Origin of the sequence: Kordiimonas sediminis, assembly GCF_014656395.1 — a bacterium.
In the GTDB taxonomy this organism is placed as follows: Bacteria; Pseudomonadota; Alphaproteobacteria; order Sphingomonadales; family Kordiimonadaceae; genus Kordiimonas_A; species Kordiimonas_A sediminis.
The window spans coordinates 929,792-947,283 of sequence record NZ_BNCI01000001.1 but is presented as its reverse complement, the minus strand read 5'-3'; the positions used below and the strand labels follow the sequence as shown (position 1 = coordinate 947,283).

At 52.0% G+C, this 17,492-nt stretch carries 18 protein-coding genes; 8 read left to right on the top strand and 10 right to left on the bottom strand.

Annotated elements, in window-relative coordinates; genetic code table 11:
• Positions 1-4 precede the first annotated feature (4 nt).
• Both IE181_RS04275 and IE181_RS04270 read left to right on the top strand, forming a co-directional pair.
• Positions 5-1,315, top strand: a complete 1,311-nt coding sequence (locus tag IE181_RS04275; RefSeq protein WP_191250303.1) for a 2OG-Fe(II) oxygenase — start codon at positions 5-7, stop codon at positions 1,313-1,315.
• 612 nt (positions 1,316-1,927) lie between these two features.
• On the top strand, positions 1,928-3,964 hold the full coding sequence (locus IE181_RS04270) for a S9 family peptidase (protein WP_191250302.1): 2,037 nt from the start codon (positions 1,928-1,930) through the stop codon (positions 3,962-3,964).
• 86 nt (positions 3,965-4,050) lie between these two features.
• Here IE181_RS04270 and IE181_RS04265 read toward each other — a convergent pair whose 3' ends face one another.
• The 3 genes from IE181_RS04265 to pspF all read right to left on the bottom strand — a co-directional run bounded on the left by IE181_RS04265 (position 4,051) and on the right by pspF (position 7,381).
• On the bottom strand, positions 4,051-5,715 hold the full coding sequence (locus IE181_RS04265) for an amidohydrolase (RefSeq protein ID WP_191250301.1): 1,665 nt from the start codon (positions 5,713-5,715) through the stop codon (positions 4,051-4,053).
• Between the two features lie 72 nt (positions 5,716-5,787).
• Positions 5,788-6,132, bottom strand: coding sequence for a DUF2207 domain-containing protein (locus tag IE181_RS04260; protein WP_191250300.1), 345 nt, complete (start codon positions 6,130-6,132; stop codon positions 5,788-5,790).
• Positions 6,133-6,253: 121 nt separating this feature from the next.
• Positions 6,254-7,381, bottom strand: coding sequence for a phage shock protein operon transcriptional activator (gene pspF, locus IE181_RS04255; RefSeq protein WP_191250299.1), 1,128 nt, complete (start codon positions 7,379-7,381; stop codon positions 6,254-6,256).
• A gap of 207 nt (positions 7,382-7,588) precedes the next feature.
• Here pspF and IE181_RS04250 point away from each other — a divergent pair, with 207 nt between their 5' ends.
• The 4 genes from IE181_RS04250 (at position 7,589) to pspC (ending at position 9,243) form a co-directional block, all read left to right on the top strand.
• Positions 7,589-7,759, top strand: coding sequence for a hypothetical protein (locus tag IE181_RS04250; RefSeq protein ID WP_191250298.1), 171 nt, complete (start codon positions 7,589-7,591; stop codon positions 7,757-7,759).
• A gap of 163 nt (positions 7,760-7,922) precedes the next feature.
• Positions 7,923-8,615, top strand: coding sequence for a phage shock protein PspA (gene pspA / locus IE181_RS04245; protein WP_191250297.1), 693 nt, complete (start codon positions 7,923-7,925; stop codon positions 8,613-8,615).
• 24 nt (positions 8,616-8,639) lie between these two features.
• Positions 8,640-8,864, top strand: a complete 225-nt coding sequence (pspB, locus tag IE181_RS04240; protein WP_191250296.1) for an envelope stress response membrane protein PspB — start codon at positions 8,640-8,642, stop codon at positions 8,862-8,864.
• The gene (gene pspC / locus IE181_RS04235; RefSeq protein ID WP_268245725.1) at positions 8,854-9,243 is read left to right on the top strand and encodes an envelope stress response membrane protein PspC; all 390 of its coding nucleotides are present in this window, start codon (positions 8,854-8,856) and stop codon (positions 9,241-9,243) included. The genes pspB and pspC overlap by 11 nt, the downstream gene beginning before the upstream one ends.
• A 96-nt stretch (positions 9,244-9,339) precedes the next feature.
• Here the strand turns inward: pspC and IE181_RS04230 are convergent, their stop codons facing one another.
• Positions 9,340-10,674: a spinster family MFS transporter gene (locus tag IE181_RS04230; RefSeq protein ID WP_191250294.1), complete on the bottom strand. Its 1,335-nt coding sequence runs from the start codon at positions 10,672-10,674 to the stop codon at positions 9,340-9,342.
• Between the two features lie 83 nt (positions 10,675-10,757).
• Here IE181_RS04230 and IE181_RS04225 point away from each other — a divergent pair, with 83 nt between their 5' ends.
• Complete coding sequence (locus IE181_RS04225) at positions 10,758-11,180, top strand: SufE family protein (RefSeq protein ID WP_191250293.1); 423 nt, start codon at positions 10,758-10,760, stop codon at positions 11,178-11,180.
• An 18-nt stretch (positions 11,181-11,198) separates the two neighbouring features.
• Here IE181_RS04225 and IE181_RS04220 read toward each other — a convergent pair whose 3' ends face one another.
• From IE181_RS04220 to IE181_RS04205, 4 genes are all read right to left on the bottom strand, one after another.
• The gene (locus IE181_RS04220) at positions 11,199-12,419 is read right to left on the bottom strand and encodes a serine hydrolase domain-containing protein (protein WP_229819139.1); all 1,221 of its coding nucleotides are present in this window, start codon (positions 12,417-12,419) and stop codon (positions 11,199-11,201) included.
• Between the two features lie 87 nt (positions 12,420-12,506).
• Complete coding sequence (locus IE181_RS04215) at positions 12,507-13,856, bottom strand: sodium-dependent transporter (RefSeq protein WP_191250292.1); 1,350 nt, start codon at positions 13,854-13,856, stop codon at positions 12,507-12,509.
• A gap of 77 nt (positions 13,857-13,933) precedes the next feature.
• Positions 13,934-14,812 carry a hypothetical protein gene (locus IE181_RS04210; protein WP_191250291.1) on the bottom strand — a complete coding sequence of 293 codons (879 nt, stop codon included), beginning with the start codon at positions 14,810-14,812 and terminating at the stop codon, positions 13,934-13,936.
• A gap of 10 nt (positions 14,813-14,822) precedes the next feature.
• On the bottom strand, positions 14,823-15,572 hold the full coding sequence (locus IE181_RS04205; RefSeq protein WP_191250290.1) for a carbonic anhydrase: 750 nt from the start codon (positions 15,570-15,572) through the stop codon (positions 14,823-14,825).
• Positions 15,573-15,721: 149 nt separating this feature from the next.
• Between IE181_RS04205 and IE181_RS04200 the strand changes: the two genes are divergently transcribed.
• A complete protein-coding gene (locus IE181_RS04200; RefSeq protein WP_191250289.1) occupies positions 15,722-16,030 on the top strand; it encodes a DUF1272 domain-containing protein in 309 nt (102 codons plus the stop codon).
• Here IE181_RS04200 and IE181_RS04195 read toward each other — a convergent pair.
• Complete coding sequence (locus tag IE181_RS04195; RefSeq protein ID WP_191250288.1) at positions 16,027-16,845, bottom strand: MerR family transcriptional regulator; 819 nt, start codon at positions 16,843-16,845, stop codon at positions 16,027-16,029. The genes IE181_RS04200 and IE181_RS04195 overlap by 4 nt on opposite strands.
• Before the next feature lie 147 nt (positions 16,846-16,992).
• Positions 16,993-17,298, bottom strand: coding sequence for a J domain-containing protein (locus IE181_RS14595; protein WP_229819136.1), 306 nt, complete (start codon positions 17,296-17,298; stop codon positions 16,993-16,995).
• Positions 17,299-17,492: the final 194 nt, after the last annotated feature.

Below are 17,492 nucleotides of genomic sequence, written 5' to 3'. Positions count from 1 at the left end.
TTTGATGGAACAGCAAGCTGTCGACATGCAGGCTTTGGCCACAGCGGCCAAAGCCGGGGACCCCGATGCCCAGTATAAAATGGCCGCCATTTTATCCGGTGAAGGGCACCGGGAGCAATCGGTAGCCTTGCTGAAGAAAGCCGCCGCAAACGGGCATGCCGATGCCCGCTATACGCTGGCAACATCAACGCTGCTGGGCTTGAATGTGCCCAGAAATCCTGAACATGCCGCCAATATTCTGGCCCCCACAGCCGCGAAAGGTCATTTAGCCTCTGCCCGGCTTTACGCCGTTTTGCAGGCGATGGGGCACGGTTGCGAAAAAAATTGGCCTGCTGCCATCAATAACGTTATGACGACCGTTCAGGAAGGACATGCGGGCGCGTGTCGCGATCTGGCGCTTCTGCTGATCTTATACCGGACGCAGGATGACCTGTCTTTGCAACTCCTTATGGCCGCTGCCAGCCGTAAGGATATTATTTCCGCGATGATTTTGGTTGAACGGTTTCTTCACGGTGAAACATTGCTAACACCGGGCCTAGCGAAAGCATGGTGTGCCCACGCCAAGCAAATGGGCCACCCCCTTGCTTTCCAGTTCGAACCACAAATCAGTGCGGAGCCCGACTTTTCCGAAGTTGCGGTAACCGACATTCCCGACATTACAACAGATGACATAAAAGCCTTGCTGGCAGAACCTGACAGTTTGCCAGTACCGGACGCCACCTATGTACTTGACCGACCACGGGTGAAGACCATCAAGGGCCTGTTCCCGCGCGAAATTTGTAACTATTTGATCGCGCAGTCGGCACCCCGCCTTGCACCGGCACGCATTATCGATCCGCAAACAGGGGCGCTGCGTGAAGACCCATACAGAAAATCCTACACTGTTACCCTGTGGCCCGTAGATATGGATATTGTGCTCTTTGCCGCTGGTGCCATTATGTGCGCGGCAGGGGATGCGCCATCTGACCACGGCGAAATGACCTCTATTCTTGCCTATGAACCCGGCATGCAGTACGGGGCCCATTATGACTGCCTGATCCCTGATGCAGAAGGCAAAAATCCCGAACTGGAACGCAGCGGCCAACGCCCACGAACCGTTCTGGTATATCTAAATCAGGAATACGACGGTGGTGAAACCCGGTTTGTCCGCAGCGAGTATCAGTATAAGGGCGAAACAGGGGATGCAATTGTCTTTGACAATGTCCTCGACGACGGCACCATTGACGAGCAATCTCTGCATGAAGGATGCCCTGTCACCGGGGGTGTTAAATGGCTTGCATCCAAATGGATTCGGGAAAAAACCTATCAGTTTTAAAAAGTTGGACAACCGTCCTGAATTTAACCATGCCGTTTACCCATTATTAAGATGGGGTAAGGTATAAGTGATTCCAGATACAGCAAATTAGCTCCCTTGATCTAACTGTATCACAGCGGAACCGTAGACCTCCCCCCCCATTCTGCGGTTCCGCCCCCCCTCACAAAATTCAAATAACCATAAGTTCCACCGAGATTTAGAAAGCGCGCAACCGCATGTCAGAGATGCACGGAGCTATCTTATCTGCGCATATAGGGCGAATCCCACGTTATCCCTGTAAGCTGTGAAAAAATCTGAGCAATCAATACAACAGAAATAATAGTGGCCATGGTCAGAACGAAACTTGGTGAAACCAAAGACGGATTACCCGGCTGATAGTTCCGGTCACGGTACCAGGCCCAACCCCCGGCGGATAAAGTCAGGACAAGACAAAGAATTGAATAAGGCAGTGGCATTCTGTGGCATTCCTATATTTACGTGCGCCCCTGTATAGCGATTTTCAAATAGTATTCACAGGACTTTCATTCGCATTTATCTGGTTCATAGAACTGGCATTTCAGACCGCGATTGAGTAGGGTTACGGCTTCAAACAATAATTACATGGGGAGACAAATGGTGAAACGCAACCTGTTTGCAGGTGCCACGGCGCTGACCATTGCTTTTTCTGCGGCAGCGACTGCCGAAACGGCAACGATGGACTATCAGGATATTTTCAATCTTGAATATGCAACTGGCGCCCAGCTGGCACCGGATGGAAAGTCCGTTGTCTATGAACGGCGTTCCATGGACATTATGACCGACAGCACCCGGTCGAACATCTGGTCCGTTACACTGGACGGCGCGAAACACACGCCAGTTTTGTCTGGCAAAGCCAGTTACAGAATGCCGCGGTTTTCGCCTGACGGAACGCGCATGGCCTATGTGTCTGCGGTAGAAGGTAAAACACAAATATATGTTCGCTGGCTTGATAGCGGCCAAACAGCACGCGTGACCGACTTGCAAATGGCGCCCTCGTCTTTGTCCTGGTCGCCTGACAGCAGACATATCGCCTTCAGCATGTTCGTGCCTGGCAAACAAACATCCCTATTTACCCTGCCACCAAAACCCAAGGGTGCAACATGGGCCGGCAACGCCAAGGTTATTGACAGCGTTACCTACCGCCGGGACGGGTCAGGCTATGTACCCACTGGTTTTTCCCATGTATTTGTTGTCCCGGCTGACGGCGGCACACCGCGCCAGGTAACATCCGGCGATTTCCATCACCGCGGATCTATTGGCTGGCTGGCTGACAATAAAACAATCGTGCTGTCTGCAAACCGCAGTGAGGACTGGGAATATGAAACCGACAGCGAGATTTATGCTGTTGATACCCTGACCGGTGACTACCGTGCCCTGACTGACCGTAAAGGCCCGGATGCAGCCCCGATAGTTTCAAAAGACGGTAGCAAAATCGCCTATCTTGGCTTTGATGACACATTAATGTCGTCCCAGAATGCCAACCTGTATGTAATGAATGCAGACGGGTCCAGCAAACGAAGCCTGACGGATGATCTGGACAGAGGCGTCAGCGGCATTGAATGGAGCCTTGATGGCCGCGGTATCTACTATAGTTACGACGATCACGGCAAAACATTGGTTGCCTATGCATCAACCGCAGGGTCCAGCCGTATCATCACCAATCAGGTAGGCGGCACGTCGCTTGGGCGTCCATATACAAGCGGTGACTTTACGGTTGCCGGGGACAGCCGCATCGTTTTCACGCAGAACAGAACCGATCGTCCGGCAGATCTGGCTGTGGTTGACCGGATTGGCCGTGTCACACCACTGACAAGCCTGAATGAAGATGTCTTTGCCCACAAGAAAATGGCTGCGATAAGTGAAATTACTTTCAAATCAAGCCATGATGGTCGCGACCTTCAATTCTGGATTGCCACTCCGCCTGACTTTGACCCGTCCAAGAAATATCCCCTGCTGTTGGAAATTCACGGTGGACCCCATTCCGCTTATGGACCAACGTTCTCAGCAGAAGTGCAAATGTATGCCGCAAAAGGGTATGTAGTTGTGTACGGGAACCCGCGGGGCAGTACATCGTACGGTGCAGAGTTTGCAAATCTGATCCATCATAATTATCCATCAGAAGATTATAATGATCTGATTGATGCGGTCGATCAGGTCGTTGCCAAAGGCTACATCGACGAAGATCAGCTGTATGTCACAGGTGGTTCCGGGGGCGGTGTCCTGACAGCATGGATTGTTGGCAACACTGACAGGTTCCGGGCTGCCGTTGTGGCCAAACCCGTCATCAACTGGGCCAGCTTCTCGCTAACGGCTGACGGGGCCCCCTATTTCACCAAATACTGGTTCCCGGACATGCCGTGGAATATTCCGGATCATTATTGGAAGCGTTCGCCCCTATCACTTGTAGGCAATGTATCGACACCGACCATGTTACTGACAGGCGAGGTTGATTATAGAACCCCAATGTCCGAAACAGAGCAATATTACCAAGCCCTGAAACTTCGCAAGATTGACACGGCAATGGTTCGCATTCCTGGTGCCAGCCACGGCATCTATGCAAAACCAAGCAATCTTGTTCAGAAGATCGGTAACATCCTTGCATGGTTCGACAAATATAAGGGCGCTGAATAAACTCTTGTAACCAGATATGACTACGGAAAAAGGGGCCAAATGGCCCCTTTTTACATTCTGGTAGATCATACAAATAGCAACCGCTATCATTCTTCCATAAACAGGACGTCCCCCGCGACCATCGTCAGGATCGCCTTGCCTTTTGGTATTTCCGCAGCAGGTACGGTCATAATATCAATATCAAACGCCGTCAGGTCTGCCGCCTTGCCAACAGTGATAGACCCAAGGCGGTCTGCCGCAAACGAGCCGACAGCCGGCCACAGAGTGAACATTTTCAGAGCATTTTCCCGGTTGACGGCTTCTTCTGCATGCCAGTTTTCGCCTTGGTACCCATTCAGGTCGGTACGCGCCACCGCGGCATAAAACTCAATAAGGGGATCACCGCGTTCAACAGGAGCATCAGACCCACCTACAACGATTACACCGCTACTTATCAGACTTTGCCACGCGTAGGCCCCTATCAACCGTGCATCGCCCAGTCGTGCCGGTGCAAAATGCAGATCACCGATCGCATGGCTTGGCTGCATGCTTGGAATAACACCCAGCGATTTAAAACGCGGGATATCTGCCGGGTTTACAATTTGCGAATGCTCGATGCGCCACATCGGATCCGCAACGACGCGGTCTGCAATCGCCACTTTTGGAAAAGTCTGTTCATACCAATCAAGAACCATACGGTTGCCGCGGTCCCCAATCGCATGGGTATTAATCTGAATACCGCGGCGCAGGGCTTCTTCCATAATCGGCAGTGTTTCTTCTGGCTTCATCATAACAAGACCAGAGGTGTCAGCATCGCTATATTTTTCAAGAAGCGCAGCCCCGCGCGAGCCAAGCGCACCATCCATATACATTTTAATGGCACGTGTAACGATACGTCCATTCTGACTGGACCGGCTACCCGTTTGGAACAAGGACGCACTGTCGCCCATATCCACGGAATTATACACACGGATACCAAGATCGCCCGTATCGGACAATTGTTCCATAATCCCTAGTTCTGACCACGGCACAGACATATTATGCAGCCCTGTCCAGCCGTATCGAGCATAGACAGTACCGCCCGTCACCAACTGTTTTGCTGCAACATCAGGGGTGCTTTCCGGCAACAGCCCGCCGACAAGCGCCATCGCTGTATCAATCAACATGCCCGTTGGTTCACCAAGGGCATTTTTCAGGATATCGCCGCCAAACGGCACTTCCGTCTCGCCCGTAATGCCGGCGAGCTCCAGCGCCTTGGAGTTCGCGACAAGCGCATGGCCGTCCGCACGCCACAGAATCACAGGGATATCTGCAACCACCGCATCAAGATCCCAACGCGACGGGAACCGTTTTTCCGGCCAGTGCGTTTCAATCCAGCCTCTACCAACCATCACAGGCTGATCCGGCTCAGATTCGTTGCGGGCCGCAACGGCAGACACAATACCCGTCAGCGTATCAATGCCTTCAAGGTTAAGGGTCAGCTCACGCTCACCAATACCCGACAAGTGCGCATGCCCGTCAACAAATCCCGGAAACAATGCAGCTCCGTCCAGGGATAATACTGTAGTAGGTGCCCCCACCAATGCCTCGGCACCCGCCCTGGCCCCAACATAAATAAACCGGCCATCTTTAATGGCAACCGCTTCGGCTGTAGGCTGCTGATCGTCGGCCGTGTAGATAGGCCCACCCCATATAACCATGTCCGCAATGTCCTGCGCCGCAGCACCGAAACTAAGTACTGTTGCAACCGCAACTGATAACAGGCTCCGCATATTTTACTCTCCCCAGTGATAACACTTCTGGCTGTACATCCCTGTGATCTCAGGTGCACAAACAGATACTATTTATGTCCCAGTAGACCCCTGATCCTTATCCTTGCCGTCACGCAGCATGGCTTCAAAGCCGTCGGCCTGTCGCCGGCGACGCAGGAAAGCCCAAAAGGCCCCCACAAGCCCCCCTGCTGCAATTGCAGCACCGATCATCATAAAAAAACCGATGACCAGTGCATTCAAACTATAAAGGGACTCGCAGTCGCCTTCACATAAGCCTTCTGTCGGATTACCCACCCAAATACGAAATCCGGCGAAAACCCCAAGGCACAAAACAAGCAGGATAATGATATGACGCGTAGTAAGGACCGGTTTATTCCGCTTCCGTTGGCGTCGTTTTATATGAATATTCTCTGACATGGCGGCACTATGACACAAAGGTTAGCCGCGTCAAAGCCTGACAATGCACCAGACATTAATTCTGTCTGGCATTCCCTCTGGATACTTTTCTGCAGCGTACCTGTGATTAACAGCTATCAGCCTAGACATCTGGTTGTGCTTCGGGGTCAACCGATAAAATATCATGCTTTTTCAAGGCATGGCGAAATTGGTCATATGTGAGACCTGCTTCTTTCGCTGCCTGCCGCTGGTTATAGCGATTACGTTTTAACACGTCTCCGAGCAACGTCCGTTCATACTCTGCTGTCATTGACCGCAGACAGAAGTCTCCTTCAGGTAACTGCGATAAAGACTGGCCAAGACCGTTACCGTGCCCCTTGCCGGTACTGGCTGCTTCTGGTGCTGGCGGCACTGCTACTGTATCGCCTTTAGAAACAGGCAGCCGGTACCCTGGCGGCGACGACAAGGGCTGTGCGGCAACACCTTTGGGCCGAAACGGGCTGGCAAACGGGTCGAAAACAATGTCATCAATTGGCTCTTCGCCGTCCCAGGCGCGGTACACAGCCCGTTCCACCACATTCTTCAGTTCACGCACATTCCCAGGCCAGTGATAATCAAGCATCGCATCCATCGCCCCTTTGGTATATCCGGGGAATTGAAGCCACTCCTGTTCCCGCGCCATCTGCATACCAAAGGTTTCTGCAAGCACCGGGATATCCTCTTTCCTTTCCCGCAAGGGAGGGACGGTGATAACATCAAACGCAAGCCTGTCCAGAAGGTCGTGACGAAACGCACCCACCGCCGCAGCGGACGGCAGATCAATATTGGTGGCCCCAATAACACGGACATCCACCGTCTGGGTTTCAGACCCGCCTACCCGCTCAAATTCCCCGTATTCAATAACCCGCAGGAGTTTTTCCTGCGCACTCATGCTCATGGTGCCAATTTCATCCAGAAACAGACTGCCTTTGTCAGACACTTCAAACCGGCCCTTACGCCGCTTGGTGGCACCGGTGAACGCACCGGGTTCATACCCGAACAGTTCACTTTCCAGCAGACTGTCAGGCAATGCCGCACAGTTCAGCTTCTGATAATTTTCATTCCACCGATTGGAAAGAAAATGCAGTCGGGCCGCAATCAGCTCCTTACCCGTGCCGCGTTCCCCGATCACCAACATAGGGCGATCCAGCGGTGCCGCACGGGAAATCTGGTCCAGCAGGTCAAGGAAAGCGGGGGAGCTGCCAATTATCTGATCTTGTCTATTTTTCATATCCTATATATTAGCAAAATATACCAACCATTAGCAATATAAATCACACCGCACGTCTATGTGAAAAATTTTGTCATTTATTTACAAGTACTTATATTTTTTTCAAAAACTGGCACGGTCGATGCAAAGTAAGAGCACATCAGCGCAACAAGACGCTGAATGACAGCAAAAAGCGAGAAACTTTAAAAAGCGAGGAAAGTTAAGACGATGAACACACTAATAGACATAGCCCTGGCCTCAGAAGCCACCGACCATACGGTTGTGCAAACGGGTGGTCTGATGGCTGCCTTTGGCGATCACCGCCATACGGATAGCCGCGTACCCGATGCATGCCGTCGGGCCCGTCGTGAAAACCGGCGCCGGCGTCGTCTTAATTAATGGTATGGGTTCGGCATAAGCCGAACCCCAACAAGAGAGGCCCACGGACTTGTGAGGCGTCCACGGACTAAAAAATAATAACGAATAAACGACAGCAATATAAAAAGTGGCCAACAAAAGCCCGATCACAATTGCGAGGACAGTAAAGAGAAAGGAAATCCCAATGGGTGTTTTTACCAGACTGACTGACATCATTAACTCCAACATCAATGCTATTCTGGAAAAAGCTGAAGATCCGAACAAAATCATTCGTATGGTCATTCAGGAAATGGAAGACACACTGATTGAGGTTCGGTCAAGCGCAGCAAAGGCAATCGCCGACCAGAAAGACGTGGAGCGTCGTCTGAAGAAGCTAGAAAAAGCCCAGGCTGAATGGGAAAAGAAAGCAGAGCTTGCTATTTCCAAAGGCCGGGATGACCTTGCCAAGGGTGCCCTGATCGAAAAAGCCAAAGTTGCTGATATGGCCGCCCACATGGAAGAGGAACTACAGCATCTTGCCGATGCCCTTTCCCGCCATGAAGAGGATGTCATCAAACTTGATGCCAAACTGCGGGAAGCAAAAGCAAAGAAAGCAACATTGCAGGCACGGCACAAAACCGTATCCAACCAGGTTCGCGTACGCAGGAATTTGTATGACAACCGCATTCAGGATGCTTTTGACCGGTTTGAGAAAGTTGAAACCCGTCTTGACCGTATGGAAGCCGAAGCCGAGTCCTTTGATCTGGGTAAAGGCCAGACACTGGCAGATGAAATCAACAGCCTTGAATCAAACGAGGAAATTGAAAAAGAACTAGCTGCCCTGAAAGCAAAAACAGCCAACGACGGTGGTTCACCAAAAAAGAAGGCCGCTGAATAAAGCCCGAAGGGAGAGGACACCACCATGGAAGTTTTAATGATATTGATGCTGACAATCGTCGTGCCCCTTTGGATCATTTTTCACTATGTGACAAAGTGGAAGCAGATGAAAGGCATCTCGGCAGAAGACGAACTGTCGCTGTCTGACCTCAGACGATCGTCAGACAAACTGGAAGAAAGACTAAGAACAATGGAACGCATCTTAGACAGTGAAGTTCCAGACTGGAGGAGCCGGACCGATGACCTATAAGAACAGACCTACCCGCCTGTATAAAATCCCCCCACAGGGGAATCTAATGGGGGTATGTGCGGGTGTTGCAGACTATCTGGACATAAATGTTACCGCCGTTCGTGTTCTATCAGTAATCGGCGCCCTGATGACAGGGATCTGGCTCTTCGTCATCGGTTATGTAATCCTGGGCTTCGTGCTTGATCCAAAACCCGAGGATTTATACGAAGACGAAACCGAGGAAGAGTTCTGGAAACAAACGCGCACTTCCCCCGAATATTCGGCAGCAGAAATGCGCAAGCGGTTTCGCGATATCGAACGTCGGACGTCTGATATGGAAGCCTATATGACCAGCAAACGATTTAAGCTGGAACGCGAGTTGCGGGCACTCGAAGACTGATCAGGGGATGCCCATCCCGGGTAAAGTCTGGTACCTGCCAATTACGGCCCCATCGGGGCCGTATTTTTTTGTCTAAGGAATAGGATGGCCGGTCACCTAGCCCCCGGCAGCGATCCGGGCCTCCTCCTCGGCAACCGCACGGGCAAAAGCCTTCCTGCACCAGAGGAACGAGGCAATACCAATCGGGGTGGTGATTAAAACCACCAGACTGATGGCATCATCAATCCGCATCGGATCGCCAAAAACATTATCCACAATCCAACCGATCAGGAACGGTCCACCACCGTACCCGACAATACTGGTCGTCAACACATAGAGCGCAATAACCTGCCCGCGCATCTGGTTCGGCGTGATAATCTGCAGACCGGCATAGGCAACACCGGACGGCAGGTTAATGAAGAAGTTAGCCACCCCCAAAATGATCCACGCCATCGTTAGGTCAGACATCTGCGGGAAAAGAACAGACGGAATAAAATATCCCAAAGGCGCTACCATCAACGCCAGAATATGCGCATCTTTTCGTCCTTTGAACACAAGCTTGTCGGCAATCCATCCCCCGACCAGCAGGCCGAGAGAACCGGTAAACAGGCTCATAACACCAAAAGTAATACCCACATCAGCAGGCGACATGCCGTGCTTCCGCATGAAGAAGATTGTCAGGAACGTCGCCGTACCAAACCCAACGCAGGCATTCAGGGACACACCCATACAAAGACCAGACATCGCCCTGGCCCGTGTTTTCAGGAACGCCACAACCTCGCTAACCGGTAAAGACGCCTTATCGCCCGTCAGTCCTTTGCGCGTTGGCTCTTTCAATAACAGGATCAGAACCGTCAGCAGCAAACCAGGGATACCGACGATCAGAAATGTCTTCTGCCATCCACTTAATGCCCCAACCATAGGCAGGGTGATATCTGGCAAGCTTTCGGAAATCTCCAGAACCTTACCGCCGATGATGAAGGCAATCGCTGACCCGACAGGAATTCCCATGGAATAAACAGACAAGGCAGTTGCCAGTCGTTCTTTCGGGAAACTATCCGCAATGATGGAATTGGCCCCCGGCGCCAGCGTGGCTTCACCGACACCAACCCCCATACGCATCAGGAACAGATGCAGATAACTTTGCGCGAGCGCAGACCCGGCTGTCATCAAACTCCACAGTGCCAATCCAACTGCAATCAGCCCCTTACGTGGGCGACTGTCTGCAATGCGCGCACACAATAGGCCAAAGGCCGTATAAAACACCGCAAACGCAAAACCGGTTAATATACCGAACTGAGTGTCACTGATTTCAAAGTCTTCAATGATTGCAGGACCAAGTAACCCCAAAATCTGACGATCAATGAACGAAAATGTGTAAACTACCAACAATAAAAAGACTGTATACCAAGCATAGGTTTTGCTTGGATAGTCATCAGTCCGGTTTTCCATGTGTATTTCCTCTTTACGCCCCTGGCTGGTCGGGCTATTAGCAACGGACAAGCGCGCAATGTCAAGACACAGGGACGCTGACAATGGATTATCTGGATACTACTATCGACGATGTGATTGATACTTTTGAGTTTCTCGACGACTGGGAAGACAAATATCGATTTATCATCGACCTTGGCCGGAAACTACCGCCGCTTGACGCCAGTGAAATGACCGAAGAAACCCGTGTCCGCGGTTGCCAAAGCCAGGTCTGGCTGGTGCCGGAACTGGATGATGCCGGCACATTAAGCTTTCGCGGCGACAGTGACGCCCATATCGTTAAAGGGCTGGTTGCGCTGATGCTCCTGATCCACTCTGGTAAAACACCCAAACAAATTCTGGATACCGACGCGAAAGCCATTCTGGGTCAGCTTGACCTGTCTGCGCACCTGTCCCCCATGCGGGCAAATGGCTTGTTTTCCATGCTGGAACGTATCCGCACCGTGGCAGCAGAACACGCCGCATAACAGCCCTGTACCGCCAGCCTAGTCGTCAATCGCACCGTAGATGATCGATTCCAACTGTCCCCGGAAATCATACGTTCCGGACGGAATAAGCTGAGTCATGAAAATCACGATCATGTCTTCGACCGGGTCGATCCAGAAAATGGTGCTGGCCATGCCGCCCCAGAAGTAAATTCCTTCTGACCCCATCAATCCATTTTGCACTGGATTGACCTTCACACCGAAGCCCAGGCCAAAACCTGTGCCCTCATAAACAGATTCGCTGAAACTGCCGACCGCAATCTGCGACAGGTCCACACCGCCCGGCAGATGATTTTTGCGCATAAAGGAGAGCGTTCGCGGTCCTATGATCCGCGCACCGTCCTGCGTCCCACCATTTAAAAGCATCTGACAAAAACGGTAATAATCCGACAGCGTAGACACCAGCCCCCCGCCACCAGACCAGAATGTCCGATCCTGATACGTGCTTTTGTGAGGGTCATCCTGCAAACGGACACTTTTGTCTGGACGACGTTCGTAACAGGCGGCAAACCGGTCATGCTTGTCTGGTGCAATCTCAAATGCTGTGTCGACCATGCCAAGTGGGCCCAGTATATGGTCCTGGAAATAGTCCTTCAGCGACTTGCCCGATATCACTTCGACGATATGCCCGACCACATCCGTTGCCACAGAATAGTTCCAGCGCTCCCCTGGTGAAAAGACCAGCGGCAATTCGGCCAGCTCATCAATCATCTGGTCCAGTGTATAGCCGGTCTTCGGATGGGCTATACGGCTTCTACCGTATGCTGCATCGACATTATTCTGCTGCATAAAATCGTATGTAAGCCCTGACATATGGGTCAGCAGATCTCGTATCTGCATGGGTCTGGCACTCGGTACGGTCTCAAAAAGCGGATATGCCCCCGACTTCCAGACCTGTAGACCAGCAAAGCGGGGAATAAATTTTTCAACCGGATCCGTCAGGGAGATTTTTCCCTGTTCAAACAACTGCATCAGGGCAATTGAGGTGATCGGTTTGGTCATGGAATAAATACGGAAAATAGTATCCAGTGCCATTGGGGTCTGGCGTTCCATATCCCGAACCCCTTCGGTTTCCAGATAACAGATGCGGCCCCGCCGAGCCACAAGCGTTGCCGTACCTGCCACTTTGCCCGGATCAACATAACGGCTACGCAAATGAGCCCCGATCCGGTCAAGGCCTGCGGCGTTCATACCAACAGTTTCTGGCGATACTTTTTTCACACTTTCCCCCTTCTCAGTGACTGCTTCTATGCCACCAATATACCAAAAGGCCCCTCGCAAGGGGCCTTTACGGTTTAGATCAGATATTTAAAATCCGATTGTTACGCTGATGAATACCAATGTGACCGCAACCGGCGCTATGAACCGAACAAGGAAATACCAGATCCGGAAACTTTCATCTGTCAGCGCAAGTTCTTCCATCATTGTTTTACGGCTGACAAACCAGCCAACAAACAGTGCCGTGAACATACCACCAAGCGGCATGATGATATTATTGGTCAGATAATCTTTCACGCCCATGATATCGAGCCCGAAGAACCTGATATCCGACAGGAAGTTCCCGCCTTGCGAATAGGCTGACAAAACACCGAGCGCAAAGGCCGCAGCACCAATCCAAAGCGTTGCTTTCTTCCGGTCGATACCTTTGCTGTGCTCCAGATACGATACGGACGGCTCCAGCAAGGAGATAGAGCTTGTAATCGCAGCCACACCCAAAAGGGCGAAGAATAGCGTTCCAACAACAACACCGAACGGCATTTCACCAAAAGCAATTGGCAGGCTGACAAACACCAGGCCAGGACCGCCCGCAGGGTCTACATTAAACGCAAACACAATCGGGAAGATCGCGAGACCTGCCAAGAGAGCAACGGCGCTGTCCGCACTGGCAATGGTGAAGGCAGATTTACCGAGATGCACATCCTTCGACAGATATGACCCGTACGTCATGATCGATCCAAGCGCGAGCGACAGCGAGAAGAACGCCTGTCCAAGTGCATTGATTGTCACATCAGGCGTTACCTTGGAAAAGTCGGGATAGAATAGAAATTCAACTGCGCTGGCAAAGTCACCGGCAACCGCCGCATAAATAACCAGAATTAGCAGCATCACAAACAAGGCCGGCATTAGATAGGTCACAGCTTTTTCAAGGCCACCTTTAACACCCTTGTTCACAATCAGGATGGTGATAGCCATAAAGGCCGCATGGCAGATAATGGGCCAGAAGGGGTCAGAAATAAATTCCCCAAACTCCACGCCTGCCTGCTCGGCTGTCATGCCTGCAAACCCCATCGCGGATTTCACCACATAGGCAAGCGTCCAACCGCCAATAACGGAATAAAAGCTAATGACAATGAAGGCACCAACAACGCCGCCCCAACCAACAAGTCCCCACAAAGGACTTCGTTTTTCCTCGGCTGCGATCTTCTTCATCGAGCCAATTGGCGACATCTGACCTCGGCGACCAAGTGATAGCTCAGCCATCATGACCGGCACACCAACAACAAAAATGAAAAACAAATAGATTAGGACGAATGCCCCACCGCCACCAGAGCCTGCCTCATATGGAAATTTCCAGATATTCCCAAGACCAACGGCACTCCCTACCGCAGCCAGCATAAACGCCCAACGTGACGACCAATGTTCGTGTTTAACAGCCATTACGAACGCTTCCCCTACTAAGTTATGATTATTAGCGGGCCATCATAGGGGTAGTCATATCAGTTATCCACCGTTTTTTATCGGCTATCAATTACCCGGCAATATGCCCCTGAACTGCGAATGGCAATACAAAGCCGGTCAGCATCCTGCCACTCTGTTGTGCGAACACCCAACCGCCAGACAGAGCCGGTACTGCTTGCTGCAATCCATTCAACAATATGCCCCGCAAGTGCAGGATATGTCTCCGCAAGCTCCCCGCGGTACCTAACGGCATTTTCCGCAGTTTTATAAGAAGCCAGATGTGCAAACCAAACCCCGTCCGCGGATACGGTTTGTGGTACTTGAATATCCGCTGATGCTGACTGCCGCCCGACAGCAGATTGATTGCCGTTTTTTAGACGCGACGGCTGAGCCCGCGGTGCTACTGCTTTTGCCTGTCCCCCGGATTTACCAACGTCTGGCATACGTACTTTTGCCTCTGGGCGGGCGTTCGACGGTAACCCTGCATGCAGTGCCGGTGCACTTTCCCGGCGCACACCCATATTGTGAAGTTCAGCTGCAAGATGCGCAAGCCGTCTTGCGGCCTCTGCCGCCACCGGGCCACGGGCCCAGACGGTATCGCCGCACGTCACATCAACTGATGGTCCCGCTTCCTGTTGTAACAGCCCGGCATACAGCGACCGTGCCCGAACGGGATGGCCCGCACGTTCTAAAAAAAGTGCGGTATAGAAAACCTGCTCTGGAGCAGACGTGCTGGACAAGGCCTCTTCATAGGCTGATGCGATATCCTCAAGCCTGTCATCGGCCTGGCAAAAACTCTCGCGCGGGATCGGGGCCAACCCGGCAGCTGCCGCACTGGTCACAGGCGAAGTGTTACCACCATCCCCGCCACCAAAGACAGCACACGCCGACAGCAAAAACCCCAAAGACAGTGATGGCACAAAACGGCTGATCATATAAAAGCCCCTATTTTGTATCCAGTATCATACGGTGAAACCGCGGCTGGACCGGGCGCGCACTGCGCCCCATGATGCCGTACGCGGCGTCAATCTGTTCCTTGGACAGCGTTATCGGTGTTTTTAGCACATACCAGTGTACACCCTCTGTGCACGGCGGCGTGGTCAATGACCCCATGTACCGGTAGTAGGACAATGAAAAAGGCATCAAATCCCGCGCATTAATCTTGATGTCCGCAGACCGGAAGGACTGACCGTTCAAAAGCGGCAGATACTGCCAGAACTCGGCTGCGGCCGCATTTTCAGCACCTTCTTCGACCAACACACTAACTATCGCTGTCTCGCCCTTGTCAGAAGTGTGCATCAACTGAATTTCCATAGGGAAAGACTGCCCCATGACCGTATGCTCGCTGGGACTGCGCAGCTCAAACCCCTGAAGGGTGAAACGCTTGTCACCAACATTCAGATAGCTATCCCGCCCGTATGACTGACGAAGGGTTTTGCCGGTATTTACAAGATCAAGATCTGTCACCCTATACTGGGGTTCCAGCGTATGCATGATAACCGGATCGGTACCTTCAATATCGATTGGTGATTGCAGGGATCCGGTCGCGCACGTTCTGTATGCTTGCGATAAAGTACCCCAATTATCGGGCCCGGTAGCACCCGCATACCCCCAATCGGATGTAGTATCTGCTGCAACCGCGCCCAGAAACCCTGCGGCTACGATACTGCCCGTCAGAAAAAGCCGGTATTTCATGCCTGACCTCCTTGCATAGGATGGCTCCTGTCCGCGCATCTGCCAAATTGCAGATGTTTCCCGCCACATAGCCACAATGCCATTGTGCAATGCCTTTCCCCTCTATACCCTGAAAAACACTAAAGAATCAATGTGCTAAGGAAATGACCATGCTGGATATGCGGCCAAATTGCGAACATTGTGATACCGACCTGCCGGCAGATAGCACCCAGACAATGATCTGCAGCTATGAATGCACCTTCTGCAAAGACTGCGCAGAAACAATTTTTGAAAATGTCTGCCCTAACTGCGGTGGCGGGTTTTCACCCCGCCCGGTACGTCCCCAAACAAGCTGGCGACCGGGTGTCAGCCTGCATCACCAGCCTGCACAGAAAGACCGACATCACAAGCCAAAAGATTTAGCTGAATTTGCCGAATTTTCTGCACCGATTAAGAAAGTTGCCCCGCAAAACCGCTAGGATGCCGGCGAAGGTGACTGCGCTTGTATGGCATCTGCCAGATATAGGGCCAGGCCGTCACCGTGCGTATCAATTGTACGCTGGAAACGCGCATCCTGACGGTACATATCAGCCAGAGCTGCATGCATGTCCATGGAACAAGGATAAAACCAGCGATCAATATAGGCCCGGTGATCCTGGACCAAAGACTGCACAACCGGGTCGTCAGGCGCCTTACCAGCACGCATCTCGGTTGCCAGGGCATCAAATATCATACCCTGCTCAGCGTTCAATCTGTCCCAGTCATCTTTTGAATAAGTCCCAGAACGCCGCTGTGATTCCGCATACATTTCTGTATGCCCCCATTTTTCCTTTGCTTCTGCGCCGTAGGCATCAGGGGAAAAACCTTTGAACATTGTTTTATCGGGCCTCGCTTTTTGTGACATTATCTTTTCCTCGCTATCCGTACCTGTTTTTTGTGGTGGCGCCGTGCCGTCAATCGACGCAAGCGCGGTATCAATGGCCTTCAGCATGGTCTCTGTCCTGTCTTTTTTCTCCTCAAGACACTGACGCTGCCGCACCAACATCGCCCGCAGGTCAAAATCAGGTGCATCAAGCGACGCCCGAATATCTTCAAGACTAAGTCCCATTTCACGGCCAATGATAATCTGCTGAAGACGAAAAAGAGCATCCTCTGAATATAGTCGGTACCCCGACGATGTCCTCGCTGTCGGACGTAACAGGCCGATCTTGTCATAGTGGTGGAGCGTTCTGACGGTAACACCAGACAGGGCCGCCACTTCTTTAACCTGATATGTCGTCTTTTTCGTCTTCATGCCTACAGTGTAGGGTCTGACGCCGCGTGAGGGTCAAGACCATTCTGACAGAAAATGGAGAGAAAATAATCTGGCGGGGCCTGCGAACCACCATAAACATGCGGGGTCAGAGGCCAGCCGACCCCCTATAGACACGGAGCGTGCAGGCTAGAACCCGTGCTTGGCGCGCAGGACATCATAGGCCGTCTGGATTTCGTGAAACCGTTCTGCCGCAGCCGGATCACCGGGGTTGGAATCCGGATGATAAATTTTGGCAAGCCTCCGATACTGCTTTTTGATCAAATCCGCGCTTGATCCTGCATCCACCTCCAGAACATCATAGGCCGTCAATTCCGTGGATGAATTGCCGTCGGCATCCACCGCGCCGCCCCATTCAAAGGTACGGGCCTGGGCAAAGGCATCGGCTGATTCGCTGCCATCGTTCATTGCCTCTTTGACTTCATCGTCACTCATGCCCTGAAAATAATTCCAGTTTCTGTTATATTCTGCGGCATGGGGCCTGCAGAAATACCAACGCTCCGGCGAATTTGGCGATTTGGGCGCCGGATGGTCGCCCCGTTCACTACACCCGGTATAATCACACATCCGCACAGGTTCAGCGTCCCGGTCACGACCGTATTCACCCCACCTGGGGAATCCAAAACTTT

What these genes read in the sequence shown, in the direction of transcription:
- IE181_RS04275 (WP_191250303.1), top strand. Translation starts at nt 5, where the DNA reads ATGGAACAGCAAGCTGTCGACATGCAGGCTTTGGCCACAGCGGCCAAA.
- IE181_RS04270 (WP_191250302.1), top strand. Translation starts at nt 1,928, where the DNA reads ATGGTGAAACGCAACCTGTTTGCAGGTGCCACGGCGCTGACCATTGCT.
- IE181_RS04265 (WP_191250301.1), bottom strand. Translation starts at nt 5,715, where the DNA reads ATGCGGAGCCTGTTATCAGTTGCGGTTGCAACAGTACTTAGTTTCGGT.
- IE181_RS04260 (WP_191250300.1), bottom strand. Translation starts at nt 6,132, where the DNA reads ATGTCAGAGAATATTCATATAAAACGACGCCAACGGAAGCGGAATAAA.
- pspF (WP_191250299.1), bottom strand. Translation starts at nt 7,381, where the DNA reads ATGAAAAATAGACAAGATCAGATAATTGGCAGCTCCCCCGCTTTCCTT.
- IE181_RS04250 (WP_191250298.1), top strand. Translation starts at nt 7,589, where the DNA reads ATGAACACACTAATAGACATAGCCCTGGCCTCAGAAGCCACCGACCAT.
- pspA (WP_191250297.1), top strand. Translation starts at nt 7,923, where the DNA reads ATGGGTGTTTTTACCAGACTGACTGACATCATTAACTCCAACATCAAT.
- pspB (WP_191250296.1), top strand. Translation starts at nt 8,640, where the DNA reads ATGGAAGTTTTAATGATATTGATGCTGACAATCGTCGTGCCCCTTTGG.
- pspC (WP_268245725.1), top strand. Translation starts at nt 8,854, where the DNA reads ATGACCTATAAGAACAGACCTACCCGCCTGTATAAAATCCCCCCACAG.
- IE181_RS04230 (WP_191250294.1), bottom strand. Translation starts at nt 10,674, where the DNA reads ATGGAAAACCGGACTGATGACTATCCAAGCAAAACCTATGCTTGGTAT.
- IE181_RS04225 (WP_191250293.1), top strand. Translation starts at nt 10,758, where the DNA reads ATGGATTATCTGGATACTACTATCGACGATGTGATTGATACTTTTGAG.
- IE181_RS04215 (WP_191250292.1), bottom strand. Translation starts at nt 13,856, where the DNA reads ATGGCTGTTAAACACGAACATTGGTCGTCACGTTGGGCGTTTATGCTG.
- IE181_RS04210 (WP_191250291.1), bottom strand. Translation starts at nt 14,812, where the DNA reads ATGATCAGCCGTTTTGTGCCATCACTGTCTTTGGGGTTTTTGCTGTCG.
- IE181_RS04205 (WP_191250290.1), bottom strand. Translation starts at nt 15,572, where the DNA reads ATGAAATACCGGCTTTTTCTGACGGGCAGTATCGTAGCCGCAGGGTTT.
- IE181_RS04200 (WP_191250289.1), top strand. Translation starts at nt 15,722, where the DNA reads ATGCTGGATATGCGGCCAAATTGCGAACATTGTGATACCGACCTGCCG.
- IE181_RS04195 (WP_191250288.1), bottom strand. Translation starts at nt 16,845, where the DNA reads ATGAAGACGAAAAAGACGACATATCAGGTTAAAGAAGTGGCGGCCCTG.
- IE181_RS14595 (WP_229819136.1), bottom strand. Translation starts at nt 17,298, where the DNA reads ATGAGTGACGATGAAGTCAAAGAGGCAATGAACGATGGCAGCGAATCA.